The organism is Burkholderia stagnalis (assembly GCF_902830275.1).
Lineage (GTDB): Bacteria > Pseudomonadota > Gammaproteobacteria > Burkholderiales > Burkholderiaceae > Burkholderia > Burkholderia stagnalis.
The window spans coordinates 71,774-97,851 of record NZ_CADESW010000023.1 but is presented as its reverse complement, the minus strand read 5'-3'; the positions used below and the strand labels follow the sequence as shown (position 1 = coordinate 97,851).

The window sequence follows — 26,078 nt, the reverse complement described above, 5'->3', positions numbered from 1 at the left end:
ACCATCTCCGGCGTCCGAGGAGGTCGTCATGCTGCAGATCGGTTCCACCACGCTCGACGCGCAGGTCGTCGACATCACGACGCTCGCGGTCGACGCGATCGTCAACGCGGCGAACGGCTCGCTGCTCGGCGGGGGCGGCGTCGACGGCGCGATTCATCGCGTGGCCGGCCCGGGCCTCGTCGCCGAATGCCGCACGCTCGGCGGCTGCCAGACCGGCGACGCGAAACTCACGCGCGGCCACGGGCTGCCGGCGAAATACGTGATTCACGCGGTCGGCCCGGTATGGCACGGCGGCACGCAGAACGAAGCCGAGATGCTCGCGTCGTGCTACCGGCGCGCGATCGAGCTGGCCGAGGAGGTCGCGTGCACGTCGCTCGCGTTTCCCGCGATCAGCTGCGGGATCTACCGTTATCCGGCCGCGCAGGCGGTCGAGATCGCGGTCGATACGGTCGTCGAGATGCTGCCGCAGGCGCCGAATCTCGCACGCGTCGTGTTCGCGTGCTTTTCATCCGATATTTACGATCTGTATCGCGCGCGGCTCGCGCGCCGATAGCGCATTCGTGCCGGCCGTCAGGCGCCGCCTTCGAAGCCGGCCTGCCGCCACGCCTCGAACACGACCACCGCGACCGTGTTCGACAGGTTCAGGCTGCGGTTGCCGGGCCGCATCGGCAGGCGCACGCGCTGTTCGTTCGGAAAGCGCTCGAGGAGCGGCGCGGGCAGGCCGCGCGTCTCGGAGCCGAACACGAACCAGTCGCCCGGCTGGAACGCGTGGTCGTGAAAGCGGCCCGAGCCGCGCGTCGTGAACGCGAACATTCGCGCGAGATCGGGCGCTTCGGCCGCGACGAACGCGTCCCAGTCCGGATGCACGCGCATTTCCGCGTATTCGTGATAGTCGAGGCCCGCGCGGCGCATCTTCGCGTCGTCGAGCGGAAAGCCGAGCGGCTCGATCAGGTGCAGCCGCGCGCCGGTATTGGCGCACAGGCGGATCACGTTGCCGGTGTTCGGCGGAATTTCGGGGGCGACGAGGACGACGTTGAACATGATTCTTCGGTGATTGAACTTCGGGGCCGCGTGCGGGCGGCCGGTTTCTCTCTAATTAATCCCGCGCGGTGCGCAGCGCAACCAGATTCGTCACGCGCGCGGCGCCCGCCGCCTTGAGCGCGAGCGCCGCGGCGGACAGCGTCGCGCCCGACGTCATCACGTCGTCGACGAGCGCGACATGGCGGCCCGTCACGTTGCCGGCCGCCGCGAAGGCCGACGCGACGTTGTCGCGCCGCGCGCGCCGGTCGAGCCGGGATTGCGGCGCGGTATCGGCGACGCGCGCGAGCAGCGCCGCATCGGCGCTCACGCCGAGCCGGCGGGCGAGCGGCCGCGCGATCGCCCACGCCTGGTTGTAGCCGCGCGAGGCGAGGCGGCCGCGCGCGAGCGGCACCGGCGCGATCACGTCGAAGCCGCTACTCGTGCCGCCTGCGTCATGCGCATCGGCGATCAGCCGCGCGAGGCGGCCCGCGAATTCGGCGCCGAGCGCGAGCCGCGCGTGGAATTTCAGCTGCCGCGCGAGGCCGTCGAGCGGCGCCCGGTAGTCGGCGAGCGCGAGTGTCGCATCGAACGGCGGCGGCGTCGCGCGGCATGCGTCGCACCGGTAGCCGGCCGCGCGGCGCGCCCACCCGGCGGCGAGCGGCACCGCGCAGACGGTGCAGCGCAGGCGCGCTTCATTCCAGTACGCGGCGTCGCAATCGGCGCAGATCACCGGATGTGACATATTGCCGCACAAGGCGCAGCGGTTCGGCAACGCGATCGCCGCGAGCCGCGCGACCAGTGCGCGGGCCTGCGACATAACGACGCGCATCGACGGGGAAAACGGCTGGCGATTCATCGAAAAAGCTCCCGGACCCCGTCTCAATGAAGGCTTCGGGGCGAGCGAGTATACTTCGGGCTCTTCGAGAGTTTGCCCGACATGTCCCCAGCTTCGACCTCATCCAGCCGTCCGGTCTATGACGCCAGGCGCCTGCGGCGGATCTTCGACCGCCGCGCAGCCGCGTTCGACGCGGTCGCGTTCCTGCCGCGCGAGATCGCCCACCGGATGTGCGAGCGTCTCGAATACATCAAGGTGAGCCCGGCGGCGGTGCTCGACGCGGGCTGCGGCGCGGGCGACGACCTGCCGGCGCTGCGCGCGCGCTTTCCCGAGGCGCCGGTGTTCGGCGTCGACCTGTCCGGCGCGATGCTCGCGCGGGCGGGGCAGCGCGAGGTCGAGCAGGCGAGCTGGCGCCGCTGGCTGCCCGCGTCGCTCGGCAAGGCGCTCGGCCAGCGCGGCCCGCGCGTCGCGCAGGCCGACTTCTCCGCGCTGCCGTTCGCGGCAGGCGCGTTCGACCTGATCTGGTCGAACCTCGCGCTGCACTGGCATTCGCGCCCCGACGCGGTGCTGCCCGAGTGGCAGCGGGTGCTGCGCGTGAACGGCCTGCTGATGTTCAGCACGCTCGGCCCCGACACGCTGCGCGAGCTGCGCGCGGCCTGCGCGGATGCCGAGGCGGCGCTCGGCCTCGCGCCCGCCGCCGCCCGCGTGATCGATTTCGTCGACATGCACGACCTCGGCGACATGCTCGTCGAGAGCGGCTTCGAGATCCCCGTGATGGATCAGGAAGTGCTGACCGTCACCTACAAATCCCCCGATTCCCTGCTGGCCGACGTGCGCCGCTGGGGCACCTATCCGTTCGAGCGCGTGGCGCCGCGGGGCGTGTCGCGGCGCTTCCGGCAGGCGCTCGGCGACGCGCTCGACGCGCGCCGGCGCGAGGACGGCACGATCCCGCTCACCTTCGAGGTGATCTACGGGCATGCGTGGAAGGCCGTGCCGCGCACGACCGCGGAAGGGCATGGCATCGTGCGTCTCGAGGACATCGGGAAGGGGCGTCCGAAGAATCGCTGAAGCGGTAAAGAGGGGTTTTGTTATGTCTGAAATTAGCGGCGCAAAGCGGGGTCGAAAAGGCCCCTGAAATGGCCGGAAAGCTTGTCGCGCTTGGCTCGCGGGGCGATAGTCGTTTGCTTGTGGATGCCATTGAACCCGCCTATAATGCGTCAGCTTGTCGCCCCGGGGTCCCCGCAATACGGGGTGGCGAGTCCGATGCAGGCATGCATCGCATGCCATTCGCGTGAGGCGGCGATGGAAGCAGCGAATGTTTCGGCGGAAGCGGCGAATGCGGAGCCGGTCCTCGAGGACTGGCTCATAAAGCGCAACTGTTCGGTGTCGCCGCGCCAGTTCGTGCTGTTTTACGCGTCGCTCGCGGGCTTCTCGCTGGCGATCGCGGCAATGCTGATGTGGCAGGGGGCATGGCTCGTCATGCCGTTCACCGGAATCGAGCTGCTGGCGGTGGGGTTCGCGTTTGCGGTCTATGCGCGCCATGCGGTCGATTACGAGCGCATCAGGCTGTTTCCGCACCGGCTCGTGATCGAGCGGATGGATGCGGAGCGGTTCACGCAGATCGAATTCAACCCGCGCTGGGTGCGGGTCGAGACGGGCGCGACGCCACGCGATCCGATTCGGCTGGTATCGCGCGGGCAGACCGTTGTGATCGGGCAGCATCTCGCGCAGCACAAGCGCGCGCAGTTCGCCGACGAACTGCGCGTGTCGCTCCGGCGCTGCGGCTGAGCGGAGCGGCCGGCGCGGCGCAGGCGGCTTGCGACGGGGGAGGGTTTGAATGGAAATTTTGGGTAAGGATGCTATGAAAACAATCAAGCGAGCCCTCGCGGGCGTGCTGGCATGCAGCGGACTGCTCTTTGCCGGTGCCGCTCTGGCGGTCGGTGATAGCCCGGGCGGCCCCCGTGTCAACGAGATCAACTTTCAGCCGCCTGTCACGAAGATCGCCGAGGAGCTCTACGATCTCCACACGATGATGCTGATCCTCTGTACGGTGATCTTCATCGGCGTGTTCGGCGTGATGTTCTATTCGATCTTCGCGCACCGCAAATCCAAAGGCTTCAAGGCCGCCAATTTCCATGAGAGCACGACCGTCGAAATCATCTGGACGATCGTGCCGTTCATCATCGTCGTGCTGATGGCGCTGCCGGCGACGAAGGCCGTCGTCGCGATGAAGGACACGACGAACGCCGATCTCACGGTCAAGGTCACCGGCTACCAGTGGAAGTGGGGCTACGACTACGTGAAGGGCCCGGGCGAGGGCATCAGCTTCCTGTCGACGCTGACCACCCCGCGCGACGAAGTGATGGGCAAGAAGGCCATCACCGACACCTATCTGCAGGAAGTCGACAACCCGCTCGTCGTGCCGGTCAACAAGAAAGTCCGGATCATCACGACCGCGAACGACGTCGTCCACTCGTGGTACGTGCCCGCGTTCGGCGTGAAGCAGGATGCGATCCCGGGCTTCGTGCGCGACACGTGGTTCAAGGCCGAGAAGGTCGGCACCTTCCGCGGGTTCTGTACCGAGCTGTGCGGCAAGGAGCACGCGTACATGCCGGTCGTCGTCGAAGTGCTGTCGGACGAGGACTACGCGAAGTGGGTCACCGCGCAGAAGGCCAAGACGGCCGGCGCCACGGTCGATCCGCACCGCATCTACACGGTGGCCGAACTCGTCACGCACGGCGAGGAAGTCTACAAGGCGAACTGCGCGGCCTGCCACCAGGTGAACGGCAAGGGCCTCGGCGCGTTCCCGGCGATGGACGGCAGCCCGATCGTGAACGGCCCGATCTCGGCGCACCTCGATCGCGTGCTGCACGGCAAGGGCGCGATGCCGTCGTGGGCGTCGCTGTCGGACCTCGACATCGCATCGGTCGTCACCTACGAGCGCAACTCGTGGGGCAACCACAAGAACGACCTGCTGCAACCGAAGCAGGTGGCGGACGCGCGTAACGGCAAGATGCCGGAAGACACCGCGGGCGCCGCACCGGCCGAGGCGGCTTCGGCACCGGCGCCGGCGCAGGCCGCGTCGGGCGCAGCCCAGGCATCGGCCGCGCTGTCGACGATCTACTTCGAAACGGGCAAGAGCACGCTGCCGGCCGACGCACAGTCGGCGATCGCGGCAGCGGCCGACTATGCGAAGGCGCATCCGGACGCGAAGCTTGCGCTGTCGGGCTTCACCGACAAGTCGGGCTCCGCCGACGCAAACGCCGATCTCGCCAAGCACCGTGCACAAGCCGTGCGCGACGCGCTGAAGGCGGCGGGCGTGGCGGAAGACCACATCATTCTGAAAAAGCCGGAAACGATCACGGGCGGGGCTGACGCGAAGGAAGCCCGGCGTGTCGAGATCGGCCCGGCGGCCTGACGTGTCGCTGTGTTTGTCGACGTATTCGCATTAGGAGATTCTCATGTCTAGCATCGGGCACGACGTAGCCGCGGGCCACGCGCACGACGATCACGCGCACGAAACCCCGCAAGGCTGGCGGCGCTGGCTGTTCGCCACCAACCACAAGGACATCGGTACGCTGTACCTGCTGTTCTCGTTCATCATGTTCCTGTCGGGCGGCGTGATGGCGCTCGCGATCCGCGCCGAGCTGTTCACGCCCGGCCTGCAGATCATGCGTCCGGAGTTCTTCAACGAACTCACGACGATGCACGGCCTGATCATGGTGTTCGGCGCGATCATGCCGGCGTTCGTCGGCTTCGCGAACTGGATGATTCCGCTGCAGATCGGCGCGTCCGACATGGCGTTCGCGCGGATGAACAACTTCAGCTTCTGGCTGCTGCCGGTCGCGGCCGTGCTGCTGGTCGGCTCGTTCTTCGCGCCGGGCGGCGCGACGGCCGCCGGCTGGACGCTGTATGCGCCGCTGTCGACGCAGATGGGCCCGGGCATGGACTTCGCGATCTTCGCGGTGCACATCATGGGCGCGTCGTCGATCATGGGCGGCATCAACATCGTCGTGACGATCCTGAACATGCGCGCGCCGGGCATGACGCTGATGAAGATGCCGATGTTCGCGTGGACGTGGCTGATCACCGCGTACCTGCTGATCGCCGTGATGCCGGTTCTGGCAGGCGCGATCACGATGGTGCTGTTCGACCGCCACTTCGGCACGTCGTTCTTCAACGCGGCAGGCGGCGGCGACCCGGTGATGTACCAGCACATCTTCTGGTTCTTCGGCCACCCCGAGGTGTACATCATGATTCTGCCGGCGTTCGGGATCGTGTCGCAGGTGATCCCGGCGTTCGCGCGCAAGACGCTGTTCGGCTACAGCTCGATGGTGTATGCGACGGCTTCGATCGCGATCCTGTCGTTCATGGTCTGGGCGCATCACATGTTCGCGACGGGCATGCCGGTCACCGGCCAGCTGTTCTTCATGTACGCGACGATGCTGATCGCGGTGCCGACGGGCGTGAAGGTGTTCAACTGGCTCGCGACGATGTGGCGCGGCTCGATGACGTTCGAAACCCCGATGCTGTTCGCGATCGGCTTCCTGTTCGTGTTCACGTTCGGCGGCCTGACGGGCCTGATGCTCGCGATGGCGCCGCTCGACATCCAGTACCACGGCACCTACTTCGTGGTGGCGCACTTCCACTACGTGCTGGTGGCCGGCTCGCTGTTCGCGCTGTTCTCGGGCTGGTACTACTGGGCGCCGAAGTGGACGGGCTGGATGTACAACGAGACGCGCGGCAAGATCCACTTCTGGGCGTCGATGATCTTCTTCAACCTGACGTTCTTCCCGATGCACTTCGTCGGTCTCGCGGGCATGCCGCGCCGCTATGCGGACTACCCGGCGCAGTTCACGGACTTCAACCAGGTCGCGACGATCGGCGCGTTCGGTTTCGGTCTCGCGCAGGTGTACTTCCTGTTCGCGGTCGTGCTGCCGGCATACCGTGGCGGCGGCGAGCTGGAGAAGGCGGCCGACAAGCCGTGGGATGGCGCGACGGGCCTCGAGTGGACGGTGCCGAGCCCGGCGCCCTTCCATACGTTCGAGCAACCGCCGCACGTCGAGTAAGTTTCACCGGATGTTCCGCCTTCGCCTGCCCTCGCAGGCAGGCGAGGCGGAGCGTTCTACAGCACGATTCAGATGAACCGGAATCCACAACAAAGACGCACGCCCGAGCAGATCCGCGCGGGCAACAAGCGGCTCGGCCTGACCCTGCTCGTGATCGCCGCCGTCTTTTTTGTGGGTGTCGTGATCAAGCAGTGGTGGCTGTCCACTCACTGACGCCGTAGCGAGGAAGTCGTCGTATGTCGAAGCAGGAGTCCGGAGCCGTCGATCGCGCGTTCAACCGCTCGATGCTGGTGAAGCTCATCGTCGTGGCCGGACTGATGTTCGGCTTCGGTTTCGCGCTCGTGCCGATGTACCGTGCGATCTGCCAGATCACCGGCATCAACAACCTGCTGCAGCGCGACGTGAGCGAGCGCGAGGCGAAGAACACGCAGATCGACACGAGCCGCACCGTGTCGGTCGAGTTCGATGCGAACGCGCGCGGCCCGCTGGGTTTCAAGCCGGAGCACAACAGCCTCGACGTGCACCCGGGCGAGCTGACGACGATCGTGTACGACGTGACGAACGGCCAGAGCCGTCCGGTCGTCGCACAGGCGATCCCGAGCTACGCGCCGAAGCAGGCGACCGAGTTTTTCAAGAAGATCGAGTGCTTTTGCTTCACGCAACAGACGCTGGCCGCGAACGAGTCGCGCAAGATGCCGGTGGTGTTCGTGATCGATCCGAAGCTGCCGAAGGACGTGAAGACGATCACGCTGTCGTACACGTTCTTCGAGCTGAATACGCCGGCGCAGGCAGCGGCCGGCACGGCGACGCAGTCCGGCCCGACGAAGCCGGGCGCATGATGACGGAGGCGGGGCGATGACGGAGGTCAAGCGGAGCGGCTCGTTCGGCCAGGCGCTGAAGGCGGTGTTGTGGTCGTTCTTCGGCGTGCGCAAGCGGCGCGACCTGGAGGCGGACGCGACGCAGCTGAATCCGCTGCACGTGCTGATCGTGGCGCTGATCGCGGCCGGCGTATTCATCGGCGTGCTGATCCTGATCGTGCGCGCCGTCGTGGGCTGAGGCCTGCGGCAAGCAAGGAATGTGATGCGGAACGCCCAGGCGTTTCGTGAAGGAAAGAGCGGTGGCCGTCGCGCCGCAAGAGAAATAAAGCCGGAGCCGTTTCCGGTACACAAATTGGACTGAAGTGGAGAATCAAGCATGAGCGGTCAAAACCAGACCCCGTACTATTTCGTGCCGCATCCGTCGCAGCATCCGATCAGCGCGGCCTGCGGCCTGCTGGTCATGCTCGGATCGTTCGCACTGTGGCTCAACGGTCACGACTGGGCGCCGTATACCGCGCTGCTCGGCCTGCTGTGGTTCCTCTTCACGCTGTATCACTGGTTCGGCGATTCGATCGCCGAGTCGGAAGGCGGCATGTACGGCAAGAACGTCGACGTGTCGTACCGCTGGAGCATGAGCTGGTTCATCTTCTCCGAAGTGATGTTCTTCGGCGCATTCTTCGGCGCGCTGTTCTATGCGCGTGAAATCGCGCTGCACCAGCTCGGCAGCCTCGACTACAAGCTGATCTGGCCGGATTTCTCCGCCGTGTGGCCGAACGAAGGCCCGGCCCTGCTCGCCGGCCACTTCAAGACGATGGGCCCGTGGCCGATCCCGACGCTGAACACCGCGCTGCTGCTGTCGTCGGGCGCGACGCTGACGGTGTCGCACCACGCGCTGCGCGACAATCACCGCAACAAGGCGATCGCCTGGCTGGCCGCGACGCTCGTGCTCGGCGTCTGCTTCCTGTTCACGCAGGGCTTCGAATACTTCCACGCATACAACGAACTGAACCTGACGCTCGGCTCGGGCATCTACGGTTCGACGTTCTTCCTGCTGACGGGCTTCCACGGCTTCCACGTGTTCCTCGGCGGCACGATGCTCGCGGTGGTGCTGGTGCGGATGATCCGCGGCCACTTCAAGCCGGAACACCACTTCGCATTCGAAGGCGCCGCGTGGTACTGGCACTTCGTCGACGTCGTCTGGCTCGGCCTGTACGTCGTCGTCTACTGGCTGTAAATGAAACACGGCCCGCGCAGCGATGCGCGGGCCGTTTGATTTGATGGATGCCGGGCGGCGCGAACGCATCGTCCGGGAACCCAGGCGCCGCCGCGACTCAGTCAGGCGGCGCTTTTGCTTGGTGGCGCGGCCGTGCGGCGAAATGTCACATCGGTCGCATCGGTCACATCGGCGAAAGCGTCAGCGCCCGATCGGAATGCCGGTCGAGTGGATCCAGCCCATCCAGTTCGCGAACAGGATGAACACGAACAGCGAGATAGACAGCCCGACGCGGGTGGCAAGCGACCAGGCCATGCGCTTCGTGTTGCCGCGGTCGTGCATCATGAAATACAGCGCCGAAGCCAGGCTGGCGATGATCAGGACGAAGGCGATGGGAACGAGGATGTGCATGACGCTTACCGGACGACGGCGATTCGAAAGGAAGGGGATAATTATCGCACTTCGCTTGCGCGAGCGTGCCTGGGGGGCGGCCCGATGAAGATCCGCTGGCTGCCCGCGCTGTTGATTCTCGCGGTCGTCGCGGTGACGATCCGCCTCGGCTTCTGGCAGCGTGACCGCGCGCACCAGAAGGAGGCGCTGGAGGCGAGCATCGTGCGCTACGAGCACGCGGCGCCCGTGACGGTCGGCACGCAGCCGATCCCGCTCGCGTCGATCGAGTTCCACCGGGTGCGTGCGACGGGGCGGTTCATGCCCGAGCTCGCGGTGTTTCTCGACAATCGGCCGTATAACGACCAGCCGGGTTTTTACGTCGTGATGCCGTTTAAACTCACGGGCGGCGGTTACGTGCTCGTCAACCGCGGCTGGCTGCCGCGCAACATCGCCGATCGCACGGCGATCGAGCCGTTCGCGACACCCGCGGGCAACGTCGAGATCGAGGGCATCGCGCGCGCCGACGCGACGCGCGCGTTCGAGCTCGGCGAAGGCGGCTCGGCGGCGCACCAGAAGATTCGCCAGAACCTGGACGTCGCCGCGTTCGCGAAGGAAACCGGCCTGCCGCTGCAGCCGTTCGTGATCCAGCAGACGAGCGACGGCGGCGACAAGCTGGTGCGCGACTGGCCGGCGCCGACGACCGGCGTCGAGCGCAATTACGGTTACATGTTTCAGTGGTGGGGCATGGCGGCGGCCGCGCTCGGTTTCGGCTTGTACGCGGCGCGGCGCGCGGCGAGGAAGTCGTCCGGCGCATGAGTGGCGCGATGTCCGTACGCGGCGGCGCCGCGGGTTTGTTTCGAGAGGTCTGATTTGTCCATGCAATCTTCCCGTCAGGGCCCGGCCGCTGAGCCGATCTCGCCGGCGGCCCGCAAGCGCGGCCGCTGGATGCTCGTGCTGCTCGGGCTCGTCTGCGCGGCGCCGATGATCGCGTCGTACTTCACCTATTACGTGATCAAGCCGAAGGGCGGTTCGACCAACTACGGCACGCTGGTCGAGCCGCAGCGGCCGATCCCGGCGGACCTGATGGTCACCGACGAAACCGGCAAGACGATGCCGCTCGCGTCGCTGCGCGGCGTGTGGCTGTTCGTGATGACCGACCGCAGCGCGTGCGACGACGCGTGCGCGAAGAAGCTGTACTTCATGCGCCAGGTGCGCGTGACGCAGGCCGGCGAACGCCACCGGCTCACGATGGTGTGGCTGCGCAGCGATGCGGGCCAGGTCCCGGAGAAGGTGCGCGCCGCGTATCCGGACACGCGCGAGCTGGTCGCCGATCCGGCGGCGGTGGCCGCGTGGCTGCCGGCCGACGCCGGCACGCAGGCGTCCGACCACCTCTACCTGGTCGATCCGAACGGCAACCTGATGATGCGTTTCCCGAAGGATCCGAACCCCAGCAAGATCAAGGCGGACGTCACGAAGCTGCTGAAGTGGTCGAGCATCGGCTAAGGCGAGACAACGAGGCAATCCGATGTCGTATCTACTGCAACTCGGCCTGATCGGCTTCTGTATCGCGCTGCTGCCGCTGTCGTACGTGTGGGTGAAGGCCGACGACGACAAGTTCCGCAAGCTGGTGTGGATCACCACGTTCCTGACCCTCGATCTCGTGATGTTCGGCGGTTTCACGCGGCTGACCGATTCGGGCCTCGGCTGCCCCGACTGGCCCGGCTGCTACGGCACGTCGTCGCCGTTCATCGCGCACGCGGCCATCACCGCCGCGCATCAGGCGATGCCGACGGGCCCCGTCAGCATGACGAAGGCGTGGATCGAGATGATCCACCGCTATTTCGCGATGGCGATCGGCGTGCTGATCATCGCGCAGACGGTGATCGCGTGGGCCGCACGGCTGCGCCGCCGGCCGCTGCATGTGTCGCCGTGGTGGCCGACCAGCCTGCTGCTGCTGATTCTCGTGCAGGGCGCGTTCGGCGCGTGGACGGTGACGATGAAGCTGCAGCCGGTGATCGTCACGATCCACCTGCTGCTCGGCCTGATGCTGCTCGGCACGCTCGGCTGGCTTGCGGCGCGGCAGACGCCGCTGCCGTCGTACGATCCCGAGGCCGGGCGCTATCGCGCGGCGGCGCTCGCGGCGCTCGTGCTGCTCGTCGTGCAGATCGCGCTCGGCGGCTGGGTGAGCACCAACTACGCGGTGCTCGCATGCACCGACTTCCCGACCTGCAACGGCCAGTGGATTCCGCCGATGGATTTCGAGCACGGCTTCCATCTGTGGCGCGCGCTCGGCCTGAACCGGGACGGCGAGGCGATCACGCAGGACGCGCTCGTCGCGATCCACTGGACGCACCGCACGTTTGCGTTCGTCGTCGTCGCCTACCTGGTCGCGTTCGCGCTGAAGATGCGCCGCTTCGAATCGCTGCGGCGGCCCGCGAACGGCGTGCTGCTGGTGGTCGTGCTGCAGTTCGTGACGGGTTTGACGAATATCGTATTGCAGTGGCCTTTGCCGGTCGCCGTGGCCCATAACGGGGGCGCTGCGGTCCTGCTGCTGCTCGTCGTCATGTTAAACTTTCGCATCCTTTCAAGCCGCCCCGGCCGTGTCGCGCTGCCTGCGCGCGATACCGCCGCGGCGTGACCGTTCCCATGCAAAGCACCCTTTCCCGATCGCCCGGTAGCCGGTTCTCCCAGTACATGGCGCTGACGAAGCCGCGTGTTACGCAGCTTGCGGTGTTCTGCGCGGTGATCGGCATGTTCCTCGCGACGCCGGGCATGGTGCCGTGGAGGGTGCTGGTCGGCGGCACCGTCGGCATCTGGCTGCTGGCGGGCGCGGCGTTCGCGATCAACTGTCTCGTCGAGCAGAAGATCGACGCGATGATGCGCCGCACCGCGTGGCGCCCGTCCGCGCGCGGCGAGATCACCACTGCGCAGATCCTGCTGTTCTCGGGCGTGCTCGGCAGCGCCGGCGCGTGGACGCTCTACACGTTCACGAACCCGCTGACGATGTGGCTGACGATCGCGACGTTCGTCGGCTATGCGGTGATCTACACGCTGCTGCTCAAGCCGATGACGCCGCAGAACATCGTGATCGGCGGCGCGTCCGGCGCGATGCCGCCCGCGCTCGGCTGGGCCGCGGTGACGGGCGCGGTGCCCGGCGACGCGTGGATCCTCGTGCTGATCATCTTCGTATGGACGCCGCCGCATTTCTGGGTGCTTGCGCTGTATCGCCGCAAGGACTACGAGAACGCGGGCCTGCCGATGCTGCCCGTCACGCACGGCGAGCAGTTCACGCGGCTGCACATCCTGCTCTACACGGTGATCCTGTTCGCGGTCACGCTGATGCCGTTCATCTCCGGCATGAGCGGGGCCGTCTACCTGACGAGCGCGGTGCTGCTCGGCGCGGTGTTCCTCGCGTACGCGTGGAAGATCTACCGCGACTATTCCGACGACCTGGCCCGCAAGGCCTTCCGCTACTCGATCGTCTACCTGTCGCTGCTGTTCGCGGCGCTGCTCGTCGATCACTATGCGCGCCCGCTGCTCGGCGCCTAACCCTACGGTTTGAACGCGATGCTTCATTCTTGGTTCGGGCGCCGCGCGCGCCGAGGCTGGCTGCTTGCCTGCGCGTTCGCGGGCGCTCTGCTGCTCGCGGCGTGCGACAACGCGCCGAAATTCCAGAATCTCGACATCACCGGCAATACCCAGTTCGGCAGCGATTTCGCGCTGCCCGACACGGCGGGCAAGGTGCGCACGCTCGGCGACTTCAAGGGCAAGGCCGTCGTGATGTTCTTCGGCTACACGCACTGCCCGGACGTTTGCCCGACGACGATGGCCGAACTGTCCGAGGCGCTCAAGCAGCTCGGGCCCGACGCCGCGAAGCGCGTGCAGGTGCTGTTCGTCACCGTCGATCCGGAGCGCGACACGCCCGCGCTGCTCGGCCAGTACGTGCCGGCGTTCGATCCGTCGTTCATCGGCCTGCGCCCGGCCGACGACGCGCAGCTGAAGAAGGTGACGAAGGATTTCCGCGTGTATTACGCGAAGGTGCAGGGCAAGGCGCCCGGCAGCTATACGATGGACCACACCGCCGCGAGCTACGTGTTCGACCCGAACGGCAAGCTGCGCCTGTTCGTGCGCGACGGCCAGGGCCCCGGCCCGTGGGTGCACGACCTGAAACTGCTGCTCGACTGAGCAGCGCATGCCGGGACGGCGCCTGCCGTCCCGCGTCTTCTTCCTTCTCTTCCCCTCACGCGCGCGCGGCGCGTTACGGCAGCGCCGGCAGGTTGACGCCCGGCGCCGCGCGGGTCATCCGGAATTCGGTCACGCGGTAGGTCGCGAGCCCTTCGGTCACGAACGGGTCGGTCTGCAGGATCGACTCGAGTGCGTCGCGATCGATGCGCGCCGCGAGGATCATGCCGCCGTCGCGCGGCACCTTCGGCCCCGCCGCGATGAAGATCCCCTGATCCAGCAGCGGCTGCAGATACGCGCGATGGCGCTCGAGCGCGTCGTCGATGCGATCGAGCGGCGCGGTGTAGTGAATGTCGATGACGTACATGGTGGGCCTCGGAAAATCGCCGGGACGCGATGCGCCGGCAAGGCGATCTTGTAGCACAGCCCGCGCCGCCTGTCGCGCCGCCGCCGCCGTGCCGTATTCAAGTTGCAAGCCTGGCTGCCGTCATTACGTCTGCAATCGTTTGCGCGCGACAGGCCGTTCGCGCGCGCGTTGCGTTACCCATCGACATCGACAACAAGGGACGCACGATGAGCCGAATGAGTTTGAACCGCAAGCTGTGGCTCGCGCTTGCGCTGGTATGGATTGGCCTGCTGGGCGTCGGCGCATGGAGCGCGATCGAGACGCGCGCGACGATGCTCACGGAGCGCAAGGAAGGGATGGCGAACCTCGTCGAGGCGGCGGCCGGCATCGCGAAGTCGTACCACGCGCTCGCGCAGGCCGGCACGCTGCCCGAGGCCGACGCGAAGCGCGATGCGCTCGCGAGCCTCGCCGCGATGCGCTACGGCGAATCCGGCTACGTGTTCGTGATGGACTCGAAGCCGGTCGTGCTGATGCATCCGACGCTGCCGAAGCTGGTCGGCACGCAGGTCGGCGATTATCTCGACCCGGACGGCAAGCCGCTGTTCGTCACGATCCTGAATGCCGCGAAGGCGAATGGCCACGGCTTCGCCGAATATCGCGGGCGGCTGCCGCACAGCGAGACCGCGGTGCCGAAGATCAGCTACGTCACGCGCTTCGCGCCGTGGGACTGGAACATCTCGAGCGGCGTGTTCGTGAAGGACATCGACACGGTGTACTACGAGACGCTGTTCGGCCATCTCGCGGTGGTGCTCGTGATCGGCCTCGTGATCACCGCGGCGATGTCAGTGATCATCCGCAACGTGCGCGGCAGCCTCGGCGGCGAGCCGGACGAAGCCGCCGCGCTGGCCGCGCGCATCGCGCAGGGCGACCTCACGCAGCCGGTGCCGGTGCGCGCGGGCGACCGCACGAGCATGATGGCGGCGATGCACGCGATGCAGGCCCGCCTGCAGGCGACCATCGGCGGGATCCGCCAGTCGGCCGAATCGATCGCGTCGGCGAGCCGCCAGATCGCGTCGGGCAACGACGACCTGTCGCAGCGCACCGAGGAGCAGGCCGCGTCGCTCGAAGAGACGGCGGCGAGCATGGAGCAGCTCACCGCGACCGTGAAGCAGAACGCCGACAACGCGCGGCAGGCGAGCGGGCTCGCGAACAATGCGTCGGACATCGCGCGCGCCGGCCACGACGTCGTGAACCGCGTGATCGGCACGATGGGCGAGATCGACGACAGCTCGCGCCAGATCGCCGACATCATCGGCGTGATCGAGGGCATCGCGTTCCAGACCAACATCCTCGCGCTGAATGCCGCGGTGGAGGCGGCGCGCGCGGGCGAGCAGGGCCGCGGCTTCGCAGTGGTCGCGGGCGAGGTGCGCTCGCTCGCGCAGCGCAGCGCGACGGCCGCGAAGGAGATCCGCGCGCTGATCGGCGAATCGGTCGAGCGGGTGCGCAACGGCTCGACGCTGGTCGGCCAGGCGGGCACGACGATGGGCGAGATCCTGCAGGCGGTCGCGCGGGTGACGGACATCATGGGCGAGATCGCGGCGGCGTCCGAGGAGCAGGCGAGCGGCATCACGCAGGTTGGCCGCGCGGTCACGCAGATGGACCAGGTGACCCAGCAGAACGCGGCGCTCGTCGAGGAAGCCGCGGCGGCCGCCGCGTCGCTGCAGGAGCAGGCGGCGCGGCTGCGCGACGCGGTGGGGTCGTTCCGCGTCGGCGGCGGCGCGGCGTTTGCGCGCCCGTCGGCCGAGCCGGTGCTGGCCGCGGCCGAGGCGGCCTGATGGCCTGACGGCATGACGCGCGGCGAGCGAAGAGCGAAGAGCGAAGAGCGGAGAGCGGCGAGGGGCGAGGGGCGAGGGGCGAGGGGCGAGGGGCGAGGGGCGAGCAGCGAGCAGCGAGCCGCGAGCAGCGAGCCGCGAGCCGCGAGCCGCGAGCGGCATGCCCCGATCCGGCGCATACCCATATGAGCGGGATGTATTTCACTTCCCGCCGATCCTGTGACACCATTTGCCCCTTTCCTGCGAGTCGGTGGATACCCGCATCGCGCCCTTTTTAGATCGAAAGAAAGCGAGAAACAGATGAAGCGTCGCAGTCTCCTGAAAGTGTTTTCCGTGCTGGCTACCGGCGCAGCGCTGACGATGTCGGCGGGTGCGCACGCCGAGGACAAGGTGGTGAAGGTCGGCACGGTGGCCGGCCCGGACGCGGAAGTCTGGCAAGTCGTGCAGAAGGTCGCGAAGGAGAAGGAAGGCCTGAACGTGAAGGTGATCGAGTTCAACGACTACGTGCAGCCGAACGCGGCGCTCGACGCGGGCGACCTCGACGCGAACAGCTTCCAGCACCAGCCCTACCTCGACAGCCAGGTCAAGCAGCGCGGCTACAAGCTCGTCAGCGCGGGCCTGACCTACATCTCGCCGATCGGCGTGTACTCGAAGAAGATCAAGGCGCTGAAGGATCTGCAGCCGGGCGCGAAGGTCGCGGTGCCGAACGATCCGTCGAACGAGAACCGCGCGCTGCTGCTGCTGCAGGCGCAAGGCGTGATCAAGCTGAAGGCGGGCGCCGGCACGGGCGGCAACAACGCGACGGTGCTCGACATCGCCGACAACCCGAAGAAGCTGAAGATCTCCGAGCTCGACGCGGCGCAGCTGCCGCGCGTGCTGTCGGACGTCGACGCGGCCGTGATCAACACGAACTACGCACTCGCCGCGAACCTGCAGCCGACCAAGGATGCGATCGCGCTCGAATCGCTGACGAGCCCGTACGCGAACCTGATCGCGGTGCGCGCGAAGGACAAGGATCAGCCGTGGGTGAAGAAGCTGGTCAAGGCGTATCAGTCGACGGAAGTGCGGGAATTCATCAAGAAGCAGTTCAAGGGCTCGATGGTCGCGTCGTTCTGAACGCCGCACACCGGTCGGACCGCTGAGCGAAAAGGGCCTGCATCGTGCAGGCCCTTTTTCATTCGCGCGGTTGGTGTGCGCTTACATATCGCCGCGCCGCGAGCAGATCGACATGATCTGCTGGATCGCATAGTTGTCGCGCACGCCCGGCAGCGACTGCACGACGCACTCGTGAAAGCGCCGCTCGCGCGGCAGCAGCATCGCGTTGTCGCGGTACAGCGCGTCGCACGAGCGCTGGATCAGCTGCGCAGCCGCGCCGTTGCGGCTTTCGCGCAGCGCGTTGAGCATGCACGCGTCGTATTGCGCGCCGCCGTCGGTCAGCGCGAACGCCGCGCCCGGCAGCGCCAGCGCGGCGGCTGCGCATGCGATGGCTCGGATCCCCCGTTTCATCTGCCCTCCGATGGAGTGGATTGGGTCGGCGACAGCATAGCGTAAAGCCGCAAGCCAGGCTGACGCGTTGGCCGACACGGGCCGGCACCGCCGCCGGCCGGGCTTCGCACGCATTTTCGGACCCCGGCGAGGGCCGCGATCCGGCGTGCCGCGCGAAAGCATCAAGTCAGGCGGTGGTCTGCGGAAATGGTATCCTCGTGCGTTCGCCGCTGCACGCTTTCCCGGAGCGTGCGCGGGCCGATCGCCGGCGTGTCGTACGCGCGGCGGCGCCCGCCCGACGGCGGCGGGAATCCATCATCCAGAACCGACACAATACGGGGGAGACTCATCCATGAAGCGATTCAAGACTTTCGCGATCCGTTCGATCACGGCCGGCGTCGCCGCACTCGCGCTGGCCGGCGCCGCGCACGCGCAGACCGTCAAGGTGCTGTCGATCGTCGACCACCCGGCGCTCGACGCGATCCGCGACGGCGTGCGCGCCGAGCTGAAGGCCGAAGGCTACGGCGACGACAAGCTCAAGTGGGAATACCAGAGCGCGCAGGGCAACACGGGCACCGCCGCGCAGATCGCGCGCAAGTTCATCGGCGACAAGCCCGACGTGATCGTCGCGATCGCGACGCCGGCCGCGCAGGCGGTGGTCGCGTCGACGAAGAGCGTGCCGGTCGTCTATTCGGGCGTCACCGATCCGGTCGCCGCGCAGCTCGTGAAGGGCTGGGGCCCGACGGGCACCAACGTGACGGGCGTGTCCGACAAGCTGCCGCTCGACCGCCAGGTCGCGCTGATCAAGCGCGTCGTGCCGAATGCGAAGACGGTCGGCATGGTCTACAACCCGGGCGAGGCGAACTCGGTCGTCGTCGTGAAGGAGCTCAAGGCGATCCTCGCGAAGCAGGGGATGACGCTCAAGGAAGCGGCCGCGCCGCGCACCGTCGACATCGGCCCGGCCGCGAAGAGCCTGATCGGCAAGGTCGACGTGATCTACACGAACACCGACAACAACGTCGTGTCCGCGTACGAGGCGCTCGTGAAGGTCGCGAACGAGGCGAAGATCCCGCTCGTCGCGGGCGACACCGACAGCGTGAAGCGCGGCGGCATCGCGGCGCTCGGCATCAACTACGGCGACCTCGGCCGCCAGACCGGCAAGGTCGTCGCGCGGATCCTGAAGGGCGAGAAGCCGGGTGCGATCGCATCGGAGACGAGCAGCAACCTCGAACTGTTCGTGAACACGGGCGCGGCCGAGAAGCAGGGCGCGACGCTCGCGCCGGATCTCGTCAAGGACGCGAAGACGGTCATCAAGTAAGCCGCGGCCCGAGCGCCGCGCCGGCAGGCCCGATCCGGGCCTGGATGACATCGCCGCACGGGCGGCTCCCATCCGGGGCCGCCCGTTCGCTTCACCCGGCCGTACACGTCCGGCCGGGCAGCAACAGGATTCCCCACCATGTCTCTGTTCTCGTTTCTGGGCGCACTGGAGATCGGCCTGATCTTCAGCCTCGTCGCCCTCGGGGTGCTGATTTCGTTCCGCATCCTCAATTTCCCCGACCTGACCGTCGACGGCAGCTTCCCGCTCGGCGGCGCGGTGGCCGCGACGCTGATCTCGGCCGGCTTCGACCCGTTCGCCGCGACCGGGCTCGCGATCGTCGCGGGCGCGCTGGCCGGCTTCGTCACGGGCTGGCTCAACGTGCGCCTGAAGATCATGGATCTGCTCGCCAGCATCCTGATGATGATCGCGCTGTATTCGGTGAACCTGCGGATCATGGGCCGGCCGAACGTGCCGCTCATCACCGAGCCGACGCTGTTCACCGTGCTGCAGCCCGACTGGCTGCCCGACTACGTGCTGCGCCCGGCGCTGCTCGCGATCGTCGTCGTGGTCGCGAAGCTCGGCCTCGACTGGTTCTTCTCGTCGCAGCTCGGCCTCGCGATGCGCGCGACCGGCGCGAACCCGCGGATGGCGCGCGCGCAGGGCATCGCGACCGGCCGCGCGACGCTCGCCGGGATGGCGCTGTCGAACGCGCTCGTCGCGCTCGCGGGGGCGCTCTTCGCGCAGACGCAGGGCGGCTCGGACATCTCGATGGGGATCGGCACGATCGTGATCGGGCTGGCCGCGGTGATCATCGGCGAGACGCTGCTGCCCGCGCGCCGGCTGGTGCTGACGACGCTCGCGGTGGTGCTCGGCGCGATCGTCTACCGCTTCTTCATCGCGCTCGCGCTGAACAGCGAATTCATCGGCCTGAAGGCGCAGGATCTGAACCTCGTGACGGCCGCGCTCGTCACGATCGCGCTGGTGCTGCCGGCGACGCGCAAGAAGCTGTTCGCGCGCAAGAACGGAGGGGCATGACATGCTGTCCGCACAAGACCTGAAGCTCACCTTCAACCCCGGCACGCCGATCGAGACGCGCGCGCTGCGCGGCCTGTCGCTCGAGATTCCCGACGGCCAGTTCGTCGCGGTGATCGGCTCGAACGGCGCGGGCAAGTCGACCTTCCTCAACGCGATCAGCGGCGACCAGGCGGTCGACGCGGGCCGCATCGCGATCGACGGCGCGGACGTCACGCGCCAGCCGGCGTGGGATCGCGCGCACCTCGTCGCGCGCGTGTTCCAGGATCCGATGGCCGGCACCTGCGAAGCGCTGACGATCGAGGAGAACATGGCGCTCGCGATGGCGCGCGGCGCGCGGCGCGGCTTGCGGGCCGCGCTCGACCGGCCGTCGCGCGAGCTGTTCCGCGACAAGCTGCGGCTGCTGAACCTCGGCCTCGAGAACCGGCTGACCGACCGGATCGGCCTGCTGTCGGGTGGCCAGCGGCAGGCGGTGAGCCTGCTGATGGCGTCGCTGCGGCCGTCGCGGATCCTGCTGCTCGACGAGCACACGGCCGCGCTCGACCCGAAGACGGCCGCGTTCGTGCTGGAGCTGACCGCGCGCATCGTCGCGGAAAGCAGGCTGACGACGATGATGGTCACGCACAGCATGCGGCAGGCGCTCGACTACGGCGATCGCACGGTGATGCTGCACCAGGGGCAGGTCGTGCTCGACGTGTCGGGCGATGCGCGCCGCGGGCTCGACGTGCCGGACCTGCTGCAGATGTTCGAGAAGGTGCGGCACGAGCAGCTCGACGACGACGCGCTGCTGCTCGGCTAGCGCCTCGTCGCGGATCGGCCGGGGCCGCGCTCCGGCCGGCATTCGCCGCGTCTCTCCTCTGACGAAAGGCCGGTTTTCCGCCGGCACTGTGCGGCGCGCGAGCATTGCCATATACTGTATATCCATACAGTTGTGGGTGGCGTCATGCTCGCATCCTCCATTTCTCCCGAATCCCTGCATCCGACGCTCTGGCGCGGTTCGCAGCTGGCGCGCGGCGGCCCGCGCACGATCGAGACCGGTTTCGCGGCGCTGTCCGCCGAGCTGCCCGGCGGCGGCTGGCCGGTCGGCGGGCTCGTCGAGCTGCTGGCCGCGCAGCCGGGCTGCGGCGAGATGCGGCTGCTCGCGCCCGCGCTCGCGCGCACCGTCAGCGCCCGGCGGCCGCTCGCGCTCGTCGCGCCGCCGCAGTCGCCGCATGCGAGCGCGCTCGCCGGCCTCGGCGTGCCGGCCGACGCGCTGCTGTGGCTGCGCGCCGGCAGCCGCACGGACGCGCTGTGGGCCGCCGAGCAGGCGCTCAAGACAGGCTGCTGCGGTGCCTTGCTGCTCTGGCAGGACGCGCGGCCCGATGCGCTGCGGCGCCTGCATCTCGCGGCCGCCCGCACGGGCGACACGCTGTTCGTGATGCTGCGCCCGCTGCCGGCCGCGCGGCAGCCGTCGCCCGCGGTGCTGCGCGTCGCGCTGCATCCGGCGCCGGGCGGCGTGTCGGTCGACATCGTCAAGCGGCGCGGGCCCGCACGCGGCGAGCCGCTCGTGCTCGACCTGCCATCGCCTATTGTGGAGAGCCGCTATGCGCGTCTTGCTCGGCATCCATCTGCCGCGCCTGCCGCTCGACGTGTGCGCCCCGCCGCCGTCTGACGCAAAGGCCGGTGCGGCCGGCTGCGCGGTGCTCGAGCAGGGCGTCGTGCTGATCGCCGACGCGGCCGCGCACCGGCAGGGCGTGCGCGCGGGCATGAAGCGCGGCGGCGTGCTGACGCTCGCGCCCGATACGCAGCTCGTCGAACGCGATCCCGCGCGCGAGGCCGACGCGCTGCGCGCGGTCGCGCTCGCGCTGCTGCGCTTCTCGCCGTGCGTCGCGCTCGACGACGAAGCGACGCTCGTCGTCGACGTCGGCCCGAGCCTGCGCCTGTTCGGCGGGCTGCCGTCGCTGTGCCGCCAGGTGCGGGCGACGCTCGCGGCGCTCGGCTATGCGGCGCGCCTGTCCGCCGCGCCGACCGGGCGCGGCGCGTGGCTGCTCGCGCGCGCCGCGGCGGGCCGCGGGCGCACGCGCCGGCGCGTCGCGCGCCAGGCGTCGCTCGTTCGCGCGCTCGATGGGCTGCCGTGCGTGCTGCTGCCCGACGCGCGTCCGTACGCGGGCTGGTTCGACGGCCTCGGCTGCTGCACGCTCGCCGATCTGCGCGGGCTGCCGCGCGCGGGGCTGCAGCGCCGCTGCGGTCCCGCGCTGCTGGCCGCGCTCGATCGCGCGTACGGCGAGGCGGTCGAGCCGCTGGCGTGGATGGCGGTGCCGCCCGTGTTCGACGTGCGGCTCGAATTGCCGGAGCGCGTCGAATACGCGGAGGCCGTGCTGTTCGCCGCGCGGCGGCTCGTCGTGCAGCTGTGCGGCTGGCTGGCCGCGCGGCAGCTGTCGCTCGCCGCGATGACGGTCGGCCTCGAGCACGAGCGGGGCCGCCAGGCCGTGCCGCCGACGCTGCTCGAGCTCGCGTTCGCGTCGCCCGTGCGCGATGAGGGGCATTTCATGCGGCTGCTCGGCGAGCGGCTCGCGCGGGTCGAGCTGTCGGCCGCGGTGATCGCGGTGCGCGTGACGGCCACGCGCGTCGAGTCGGTCGCGCCGCCGGCCGAGGATCTGTTCCCCGAGCCGGGCGGCACGCGCGAGACGCGCGCGCGGCTCATCGAGCTGCTGGTCGCGCGGCTCGGCGCGGAGAACGTCTTGCGCGCGGCGCCCGTCGCCGATCATCGGCCCGAGGCCGCGAACCGCTGGCTGCCGCTCGATGCGCCGGCCGGCAAGCCGTCCGCCGGCCCGCCGGCCGCGCCGCCGCGCCCCGCGTGGCTGCTGGCCGAGCCGCAGCCGCTGCTGATGCGCAACGAAAGGCCGGTGTTCCGCACGCCGCTCAGGACGATGTCGTCGCCGGAGCGGATCGAGGCGGGCTGGTTCGACGGCCAACTGGCGGCGCGCGATTACTTCGTTGCGCAGGACGAGGCGGGCGCGTGCTACTGGGTGTTCAGGGAGCGCTCGGGGAGCCAGGCCGAGCCGCGCTGGTTCCTGCACGGCCTGTTCGGGTGAGCGGCGATGGTTGCGAAACTCAGTGGGTTGCCCGATTACGCGGAGTTGTTCTGCCGCTCGAACTTCTCGTTTCTGCATGGCGCGTCGCATGCGGAGGAGCTGGTCGAGCGCGCGTTCGACCTCGGCTATCGCGGCATCGCGATCACCGACGAATGCTCGCTCGCGGGCGCGCCGCGGATGCATGTCGCGGCGAAGGCGAAAGGGCTGCCGCTCGTCATCGGCGCGTATTTCGACGTGACGCCGGACGATGTGCCGCCCGGCCACGATCCGGGCCCCGGCGCGTTCGGGCTCGTGCTGCTTGCGCAGAACCGCGAAGGCTACGGCAACCTGTCCGAACTGATTTCGTGGAGGCGCATGAACGCGCCGAAGGGCACCTACCGGCTGACGTCGAGAATGCTGTCGGCGCCGCCTGCCGAGTTTGCGCATCTGCGCGGCATGCCCGACTGCTTTGCGATTCTCGTGCCCGCGTATCCGGTGCGCGCGGATGTGCTCGACGCGCAGGTCGCGTGGTTTCGCGCGACGTTCGGCGAGCACGCGCGGCTCGGGCTCGTGCAGTTGCAGCGCGCGCTGGATGGTGTGCAGCGCGAGGAGATTCGTGCGGCGGGCGAGCGGCGCGGCGTGCCTATCGTTGCGCTCGGCGATGTGACGATGCACCTGCGCTCATGCAAGCCGCTGCAGGACGTGATGACGGCGATTCGCGTCGGGATGCCGGTCTCGGAATGCGGGTATGCGCTCGCGCCGAACGCGGAACAGCATTTGCGTTCGCGCGGGCGGATCGCGAAGCTGTTTTCGCTGGACGAGATTGCGCAGACGTGCGCGATGCTCGATGCGTGCAGCTTCTCGCTCGGCGACCTGAGCTACGAGTATCCGCTCGAGCTCGTGCCGGACGGACACACGCCGGCCAGCTATCTGGCGCAGGAAACCTGGGCAGGCGCGCGCCGGCGTTATCCGAACGGCGTGCCGGCGAAGGTGGAGGGGTTGATCAAGCACGAACTCGAATTGATCCATGACCTGAAATACGAGCCGTTCTTCCTGACGGTGTACGACGTCGTCACCTATGCCCGCAGCCGGAACATCCTGTGCCAGGGGCGCGGCTCGGCCGCGAATTCGGTCGTCTGCTATTGCCTCGGCGTGACCGAGGTGGATCCGGAGCGCAGCACCTTGCTGTTCGAGCGCTTCATCAGCCGCGAGCGCGGCGAGCCGCCCGATATCGACGTCGACTTCGAGCATCAGCGGCGCGAGGAAGTCATCCAGTACCTGTACGAGAAATACGGCCACAACCGTGCCGCGCTTGCCGCCGCCGTATCGACCTACCGCCCGCGCGGCGCGCTGCGCGAGACCGGCAAGGCGCTCGGCGTCGATCCGATGCTGATCGAGCGCGTCGCGAAGGGGCATCGCTGGTTCGACGGCAGCCGCGATCTGCTGCAGCAATTCGCGTCCGTCGGCCTCGACCCCGGCACGCCGCTGATCCAGGCCTGGGCCGAGCTTGCCGCGCGGCTGCTCAATTTCCCGCGCCACCTGTCGCAGCATTCGGGCGGCTTCGTGATCAGCCGCGGCAAGCTCACGCGGCTCGTGCCGGTCGAGAACGCGGCGATGGACGGGCGGCGCGTGATCCAGTGGGACAAGGACGATCTCGAAGCGCTCGGGCTGATGAAGGTCGACGTGCTCGCGCTCGGCATGCTGTCGGCGCTGCATCGCGCATTCGACATGGTCACCGCATGGCGCGGGCCGCCGAAGCGGGGCGGCCGGCCTGACGACGACAGGCCGTTCGGGATGGACGACATCGTGCAGGATGACGACGACACCTACGACATGATCTGCCGAGCCGACACGGTCGGCGTGTTCCAGATCGAATCGCGCGCCCAGATGTCGATGTTGCCGCGCCTGAGGCCGCGCGACTACTACGATCTCGTGATCGAGGTCGCGATCGTGCGGCCGGGGCCGATCCAGGGCGGCGCCGTGCATCCGTACCTGAAGCGGCGGCAGGGAATCGAGAAAGTCAGTTATCCGAAGGAGGATCTGAAGCCCGCGCTCGAACGCACGAAAGGCGTGCCGATCTTCCAGGAGCAGGTGATGCAGATCGCGATGATCGCGGCCGGCTTCACGCCCGGCGAGGCCGACGAATTGCGTCGCGCGATGGCGGCGTGGAAGCGCAAGGGCAATCTCGAGCAATATCACCGCAAGATCGTCGACGGGATGCGGGAGCGCGACTATCCGCCCGAATTCGCCGAGCAGATTTTCGAGCAGATCAAGGGCTTCGGCGATTACGGTTTTCCGGAGAGCCACGCGGCCAGCTTCGCGCATCTCGTGTACGCGAGCAGCTGGCTCAAATGCCACGAGCCCGCGATCTTCCTCGCCGCGTTGCTGAACAGCCAGCCGATGGGCTTCTACGCGCCCGCGCAGCTCGTGCAGGACGCGAAGCGCCACGGCGTGACGGTCCTGCCGGTCGACGCGACGGTGAGCGGCTGGGAGGCGTCGCTCGAAGCGCTGCCCGGCGAGGCGCCGCCGCACGGCCGGCCCGCGGTGCGGCTCGGCCTGTCGCTCGTGCGCGGCCTCGGCGAGGCGGCCGCGCGGCGGATCGAGGCCGCGCGCACGGCCGGCCCGTTCGAGAACGTCGATGCGCTCGCGCGCCGCGCGCAGCTCGAGCGCCGCGACCTCGAGGCGCTGGCCGCCGCGAACGCGCTCGCGACGCTGGCCGGCCATCGCCGCGATGCGCTGTGGCAGGCCGTCGCCGCGGCGCCCGAGCGCGACCTGCTCGCGGCCGCGCCGATCGACGAGCCCGAGCGGCCCGCGCTCGGCGCGCCGTCGGAGGCCGACGACATCCTGTCCGACTACCACACGACCGGCCTCACGCTGAACCGTCACCCCGTCGCGCTGCTGCGGCCCGCGCTGCGCGCGCAGCGGCTGTCGTCCGCGGCCGAGCTGCGCGACCGCCGCAACGGCCGGCTCGCGCGCGCGTGCGGGCTCGTGATCGCGCGGCAGATGCCGGGCACCGCGAAAGGGGTGATGTTCATGACGCTCGAGGACGAAACGGGCTGCGTGAACGTGATCGTGCGGCCCGAGCTGCTCGCGCGGCAGCGCCGCGAGACGCTCGATTCGCGGCTGCTCGCGGCGTCGGGCGTGTGGCAGGTCGAGAGCGACGTGCGGCACCTCGTCGCGCAGCATTTCGAGGACCTGACGCCGCTGCTCGGCGGCCTGCGCACGTCGAGCCGCGAATTCCACTGACACACACGCAAACGCACGTGCACGGTGCATACCAGTTCATGTAATTGGTTCTATTCCGGTCTCATTTTCGTCGTAATCCGTTAGCCCGGCCGCATCGTGGAATTGGCCCTTTGCAACCCACCTCGGGTAAATCCCTATCCCGTACTTCGTTGTAAACAAAGGCTTTGGCGCAGCTAAAACGCTTGCGGGGCAAGGCTTCCGGAGATTTTAACGACGCTAATACCAGTTCGTTGACTGGT

At 68.4% G+C, this 26,078-nt stretch carries 27 protein-coding genes; 22 read left to right on the top strand and 5 right to left on the bottom strand.

All coding sequences use genetic code 11. From position 1 onward, the window contains the following. Window positions 1-28 precede the first annotated feature (28 nt). Window positions 29-553 carry an O-acetyl-ADP-ribose deacetylase gene (locus HWY45_RS30170; RefSeq protein WP_059803207.1) on the top strand — a complete coding sequence of 175 codons (525 nt, stop codon included), beginning with the start codon at window positions 29-31 and terminating at the stop codon, window positions 551-553. Window positions 554-570: 17 nt separating this feature from the next. Here the strand turns inward: HWY45_RS30170 and trmL are convergent, their stop codons facing one another. Further along, window positions 571-1,041, bottom strand: coding sequence for a tRNA (uridine(34)/cytosine(34)/5-carboxymethylaminomethyluridine(34)-2'-O)-methyltransferase TrmL (trmL, locus tag HWY45_RS30165; RefSeq protein WP_059566503.1), 471 nt, complete (start codon window positions 1,039-1,041; stop codon window positions 571-573). 55 nt (window positions 1,042-1,096) lie between these two features. After that, window positions 1,097-1,876 (bottom strand): ComF family protein, encoded by a 780-nt coding sequence (locus tag HWY45_RS30160; RefSeq protein ID WP_059885280.1) that lies wholly within the window; start codon window positions 1,874-1,876, stop codon window positions 1,097-1,099. Between the two features lie 81 nt (window positions 1,877-1,957). On the opposite strand from HWY45_RS30160, the gene HWY45_RS30155 reads away from it, so the two are divergent. The 8 genes from HWY45_RS30155 (at window position 1,958) to HWY45_RS30120 (ending at window position 8,976) form a co-directional block, all read left to right on the top strand. After that, window positions 1,958-2,923 (top strand): methyltransferase domain-containing protein, encoded by a 966-nt coding sequence (locus HWY45_RS30155; RefSeq protein WP_059566505.1) that lies wholly within the window; start codon window positions 1,958-1,960, stop codon window positions 2,921-2,923. A 195-nt stretch (window positions 2,924-3,118) separates the two neighbouring features. Continuing rightward, complete coding sequence (locus HWY45_RS30150; RefSeq protein WP_059885282.1) at window positions 3,119-3,643, top strand: DUF2244 domain-containing protein; 525 nt, start codon at window positions 3,119-3,121, stop codon at window positions 3,641-3,643. A 49-nt stretch (window positions 3,644-3,692) separates the two neighbouring features. After that, window positions 3,693-5,273, top strand: coding sequence for a cytochrome c oxidase subunit II (gene coxB / locus HWY45_RS30145; protein WP_059885284.1), 1,581 nt, complete (start codon window positions 3,693-3,695; stop codon window positions 5,271-5,273). Between the two features lie 43 nt (window positions 5,274-5,316). Beyond that, entirely contained in the window at window positions 5,317-6,924 is a 1,608-nt protein-coding gene (gene ctaD / locus HWY45_RS30140) for a cytochrome c oxidase subunit I (RefSeq protein WP_017334315.1), read from the top strand. A gap of 72 nt (window positions 6,925-6,996) precedes the next feature. After that, window positions 6,997-7,137: a cytochrome oxidase small assembly protein gene (locus HWY45_RS30135; RefSeq protein WP_017334314.1), complete on the top strand. Its 141-nt coding sequence runs from the start codon at window positions 6,997-6,999 to the stop codon at window positions 7,135-7,137. A 23-nt stretch (window positions 7,138-7,160) separates the two neighbouring features. Then, window positions 7,161-7,763 (top strand): cytochrome c oxidase assembly protein, encoded by a 603-nt coding sequence (locus HWY45_RS30130; RefSeq protein WP_059566508.1) that lies wholly within the window; start codon window positions 7,161-7,163, stop codon window positions 7,761-7,763. 16 nt (window positions 7,764-7,779) lie between these two features. After that, a complete protein-coding gene (locus tag HWY45_RS30125) occupies window positions 7,780-7,980 on the top strand; it encodes a DUF2970 domain-containing protein (RefSeq protein ID WP_010090605.1) in 201 nt (66 codons plus the stop codon). Window positions 7,981-8,118: 138 nt separating this feature from the next. After that, complete coding sequence (locus HWY45_RS30120; protein WP_059566510.1) at window positions 8,119-8,976, top strand: cytochrome c oxidase subunit 3; 858 nt, start codon at window positions 8,119-8,121, stop codon at window positions 8,974-8,976. 180 nt (window positions 8,977-9,156) lie between these two features. Here the strand turns inward: HWY45_RS30120 and HWY45_RS30115 are convergent, their stop codons facing one another. Next, window positions 9,157-9,366 carry a twin transmembrane helix small protein gene (locus HWY45_RS30115; RefSeq protein ID WP_017334311.1) on the bottom strand — a complete coding sequence of 70 codons (210 nt, stop codon included), beginning with the start codon at window positions 9,364-9,366 and terminating at the stop codon, window positions 9,157-9,159. 84 nt (window positions 9,367-9,450) lie between these two features. On the opposite strand from HWY45_RS30115, the gene HWY45_RS30110 reads away from it, so the two are divergent. Genes HWY45_RS30110 through HWY45_RS30090 form a run of 5 tightly spaced genes read left to right on the top strand, consistent with a single transcriptional unit; the run spans window position 9,451 to window position 13,530 of the window. Beyond that, window positions 9,451-10,161 carry an SURF1 family protein gene (locus HWY45_RS30110; RefSeq protein ID WP_059885286.1) on the top strand — a complete coding sequence of 237 codons (711 nt, stop codon included), beginning with the start codon at window positions 9,451-9,453 and terminating at the stop codon, window positions 10,159-10,161. Between the two features lie 60 nt (window positions 10,162-10,221). Then, window positions 10,222-10,848 carry an SCO family protein gene (locus HWY45_RS30105; protein WP_059803198.1) on the top strand — a complete coding sequence of 209 codons (627 nt, stop codon included), beginning with the start codon at window positions 10,222-10,224 and terminating at the stop codon, window positions 10,846-10,848. A gap of 22 nt (window positions 10,849-10,870) precedes the next feature. Beyond that, window positions 10,871-11,983, top strand: a complete 1,113-nt coding sequence (locus HWY45_RS30100) for a COX15/CtaA family protein (RefSeq protein WP_059885288.1) — start codon at window positions 10,871-10,873, stop codon at window positions 11,981-11,983. Between the two features lie 8 nt (window positions 11,984-11,991). Then, window positions 11,992-12,894, top strand: a complete 903-nt coding sequence (gene cyoE / locus HWY45_RS30095; RefSeq protein ID WP_059566514.1) for a heme o synthase — start codon at window positions 11,992-11,994, stop codon at window positions 12,892-12,894. 18 nt (window positions 12,895-12,912) lie between these two features. Then, window positions 12,913-13,530 (top strand): SCO family protein, encoded by a 618-nt coding sequence (locus HWY45_RS30090; RefSeq protein ID WP_059803193.1) that lies wholly within the window; start codon window positions 12,913-12,915, stop codon window positions 13,528-13,530. 73 nt (window positions 13,531-13,603) lie between these two features. Here HWY45_RS30090 and HWY45_RS30085 read toward each other — a convergent pair whose 3' ends face one another. Continuing rightward, complete coding sequence (locus HWY45_RS30085) at window positions 13,604-13,894, bottom strand: YciI family protein (protein ID WP_059885290.1); 291 nt, start codon at window positions 13,892-13,894, stop codon at window positions 13,604-13,606. A 206-nt stretch (window positions 13,895-14,100) separates the two neighbouring features. On the opposite strand from HWY45_RS30085, the gene HWY45_RS30080 reads away from it, so the two are divergent. Continuing rightward, on the top strand, window positions 14,101-15,708 hold the full coding sequence (locus HWY45_RS30080; protein ID WP_059885292.1) for a methyl-accepting chemotaxis protein: 1,608 nt from the start codon (window positions 14,101-14,103) through the stop codon (window positions 15,706-15,708). A 297-nt stretch (window positions 15,709-16,005) separates the two neighbouring features. Next, window positions 16,006-16,821 (top strand): MetQ/NlpA family ABC transporter substrate-binding protein, encoded by an 816-nt coding sequence (locus HWY45_RS30075; RefSeq protein ID WP_059566518.1) that lies wholly within the window; start codon window positions 16,006-16,008, stop codon window positions 16,819-16,821. Between the two features lie 81 nt (window positions 16,822-16,902). On the opposite strand, the gene HWY45_RS30070 is transcribed toward HWY45_RS30075, so the two are convergent. Then, the gene (locus tag HWY45_RS30070) at window positions 16,903-17,211 is read right to left on the bottom strand and encodes a VF_A0006 family four-cysteine protein (RefSeq protein WP_059803189.1); all 309 of its coding nucleotides are present in this window, start codon (window positions 17,209-17,211) and stop codon (window positions 16,903-16,905) included. Window positions 17,212-17,542: 331 nt separating this feature from the next. Here HWY45_RS30070 and HWY45_RS30065 point away from each other — a divergent pair, with 331 nt between their 5' ends. From HWY45_RS30065 to HWY45_RS30040, 6 genes are all read left to right on the top strand, one after another. After that, the gene (locus HWY45_RS30065; RefSeq protein WP_059885294.1) at window positions 17,543-18,508 is read left to right on the top strand and encodes an ABC transporter substrate-binding protein; all 966 of its coding nucleotides are present in this window, start codon (window positions 17,543-17,545) and stop codon (window positions 18,506-18,508) included. A gap of 138 nt (window positions 18,509-18,646) precedes the next feature. Beyond that, window positions 18,647-19,543 (top strand): ABC transporter permease, encoded by an 897-nt coding sequence (locus HWY45_RS30060; protein ID WP_059885297.1) that lies wholly within the window; start codon window positions 18,647-18,649, stop codon window positions 19,541-19,543. Between the two features lies 1 nt (window position 19,544). Continuing rightward, window positions 19,545-20,339, top strand: coding sequence for an ABC transporter ATP-binding protein (locus tag HWY45_RS30055; RefSeq protein WP_059566522.1), 795 nt, complete (start codon window positions 19,545-19,547; stop codon window positions 20,337-20,339). Between the two features lie 144 nt (window positions 20,340-20,483). Further along, window positions 20,484-21,191 (top strand): translesion DNA synthesis-associated protein ImuA, encoded by a 708-nt coding sequence (gene imuA, locus HWY45_RS30050; RefSeq protein WP_059885299.1) that lies wholly within the window; start codon window positions 20,484-20,486, stop codon window positions 21,189-21,191. Continuing rightward, window positions 21,124-22,614 (top strand): Y-family DNA polymerase, encoded by a 1,491-nt coding sequence (locus HWY45_RS30045; protein WP_059885301.1) that lies wholly within the window; start codon window positions 21,124-21,126, stop codon window positions 22,612-22,614. Before imuA ends, HWY45_RS30045 begins: the two co-directional genes overlap by 68 nt. A 6-nt stretch (window positions 22,615-22,620) precedes the next feature. Next, a complete protein-coding gene (locus HWY45_RS30040; RefSeq protein WP_059885303.1) occupies window positions 22,621-25,839 on the top strand; it encodes an error-prone DNA polymerase in 3,219 nt (1,072 codons plus the stop codon). Window positions 25,840-26,078: the final 239 nt, after the last annotated feature.

Excerpts from the sequence above, each read along its gene's own strand:
- trmL (WP_059566503.1), bottom strand. The coding sequence starts at position 1,041 with ATGTTCAACGTCGTCCTCGTCGCCCCCGAAATTCCGCCGAACACCGGC.
- HWY45_RS30085 (WP_059885290.1), bottom strand. The coding sequence starts at position 13,894 with ATGTACGTCATCGACATTCACTACACCGCGCCGCTCGATCGCATCGAC.
- HWY45_RS30090 (WP_059803193.1), top strand. The coding sequence starts at position 12,913 with ATGCTTCATTCTTGGTTCGGGCGCCGCGCGCGCCGAGGCTGGCTGCTT.
- HWY45_RS30105 (WP_059803198.1), top strand. The coding sequence starts at position 10,222 with ATGCAATCTTCCCGTCAGGGCCCGGCCGCTGAGCCGATCTCGCCGGCG.
- coxB (WP_059885284.1), top strand. The coding sequence starts at position 3,693 with ATGGAAATTTTGGGTAAGGATGCTATGAAAACAATCAAGCGAGCCCTC.
- HWY45_RS30060 (WP_059885297.1), top strand. The coding sequence starts at position 18,647 with ATGTCTCTGTTCTCGTTTCTGGGCGCACTGGAGATCGGCCTGATCTTC.
- HWY45_RS30115 (WP_017334311.1), bottom strand. The coding sequence starts at position 9,366 with ATGCACATCCTCGTTCCCATCGCCTTCGTCCTGATCATCGCCAGCCTG.
- HWY45_RS30170 (WP_059803207.1), top strand. The coding sequence starts at position 29 with ATGCTGCAGATCGGTTCCACCACGCTCGACGCGCAGGTCGTCGACATC.
- HWY45_RS30100 (WP_059885288.1), top strand. The coding sequence starts at position 10,871 with ATGTCGTATCTACTGCAACTCGGCCTGATCGGCTTCTGTATCGCGCTG.
- HWY45_RS30120 (WP_059566510.1), top strand. The coding sequence starts at position 8,119 with ATGAGCGGTCAAAACCAGACCCCGTACTATTTCGTGCCGCATCCGTCG.
- HWY45_RS30160 (WP_059885280.1), bottom strand. The coding sequence starts at position 1,876 with ATGAATCGCCAGCCGTTTTCCCCGTCGATGCGCGTCGTTATGTCGCAG.
- imuA (WP_059885299.1), top strand. The coding sequence starts at position 20,484 with ATGCTCGCATCCTCCATTTCTCCCGAATCCCTGCATCCGACGCTCTGG.
- cyoE (WP_059566514.1), top strand. The coding sequence starts at position 11,992 with ATGCAAAGCACCCTTTCCCGATCGCCCGGTAGCCGGTTCTCCCAGTAC.
- HWY45_RS30075 (WP_059566518.1), top strand. The coding sequence starts at position 16,006 with ATGAAGCGTCGCAGTCTCCTGAAAGTGTTTTCCGTGCTGGCTACCGGC.
- HWY45_RS30130 (WP_059566508.1), top strand. The coding sequence starts at position 7,161 with ATGTCGAAGCAGGAGTCCGGAGCCGTCGATCGCGCGTTCAACCGCTCG.
- HWY45_RS30080 (WP_059885292.1), top strand. The coding sequence starts at position 14,101 with ATGAGCCGAATGAGTTTGAACCGCAAGCTGTGGCTCGCGCTTGCGCTG.
- HWY45_RS30070 (WP_059803189.1), bottom strand. The coding sequence starts at position 17,211 with ATGAAACGGGGGATCCGAGCCATCGCATGCGCAGCCGCCGCGCTGGCG.
- HWY45_RS30040 (WP_059885303.1), top strand. The coding sequence starts at position 22,621 with ATGGTTGCGAAACTCAGTGGGTTGCCCGATTACGCGGAGTTGTTCTGC.
- HWY45_RS30135 (WP_017334314.1), top strand. The coding sequence starts at position 6,997 with ATGAACCGGAATCCACAACAAAGACGCACGCCCGAGCAGATCCGCGCG.
- HWY45_RS30125 (WP_010090605.1), top strand. The coding sequence starts at position 7,780 with ATGACGGAGGTCAAGCGGAGCGGCTCGTTCGGCCAGGCGCTGAAGGCG.
- ctaD (WP_017334315.1), top strand. The coding sequence starts at position 5,317 with ATGTCTAGCATCGGGCACGACGTAGCCGCGGGCCACGCGCACGACGAT.
- HWY45_RS30155 (WP_059566505.1), top strand. The coding sequence starts at position 1,958 with ATGTCCCCAGCTTCGACCTCATCCAGCCGTCCGGTCTATGACGCCAGG.
- HWY45_RS30065 (WP_059885294.1), top strand. The coding sequence starts at position 17,543 with ATGAAGCGATTCAAGACTTTCGCGATCCGTTCGATCACGGCCGGCGTC.
- HWY45_RS30055 (WP_059566522.1), top strand. The coding sequence starts at position 19,545 with ATGCTGTCCGCACAAGACCTGAAGCTCACCTTCAACCCCGGCACGCCG.
- HWY45_RS30045 (WP_059885301.1), top strand. The coding sequence starts at position 21,124 with ATGCGCGTCTTGCTCGGCATCCATCTGCCGCGCCTGCCGCTCGACGTG.
- HWY45_RS30110 (WP_059885286.1), top strand. The coding sequence starts at position 9,451 with ATGAAGATCCGCTGGCTGCCCGCGCTGTTGATTCTCGCGGTCGTCGCG.
- HWY45_RS30150 (WP_059885282.1), top strand. The coding sequence starts at position 3,119 with ATGCAGGCATGCATCGCATGCCATTCGCGTGAGGCGGCGATGGAAGCA.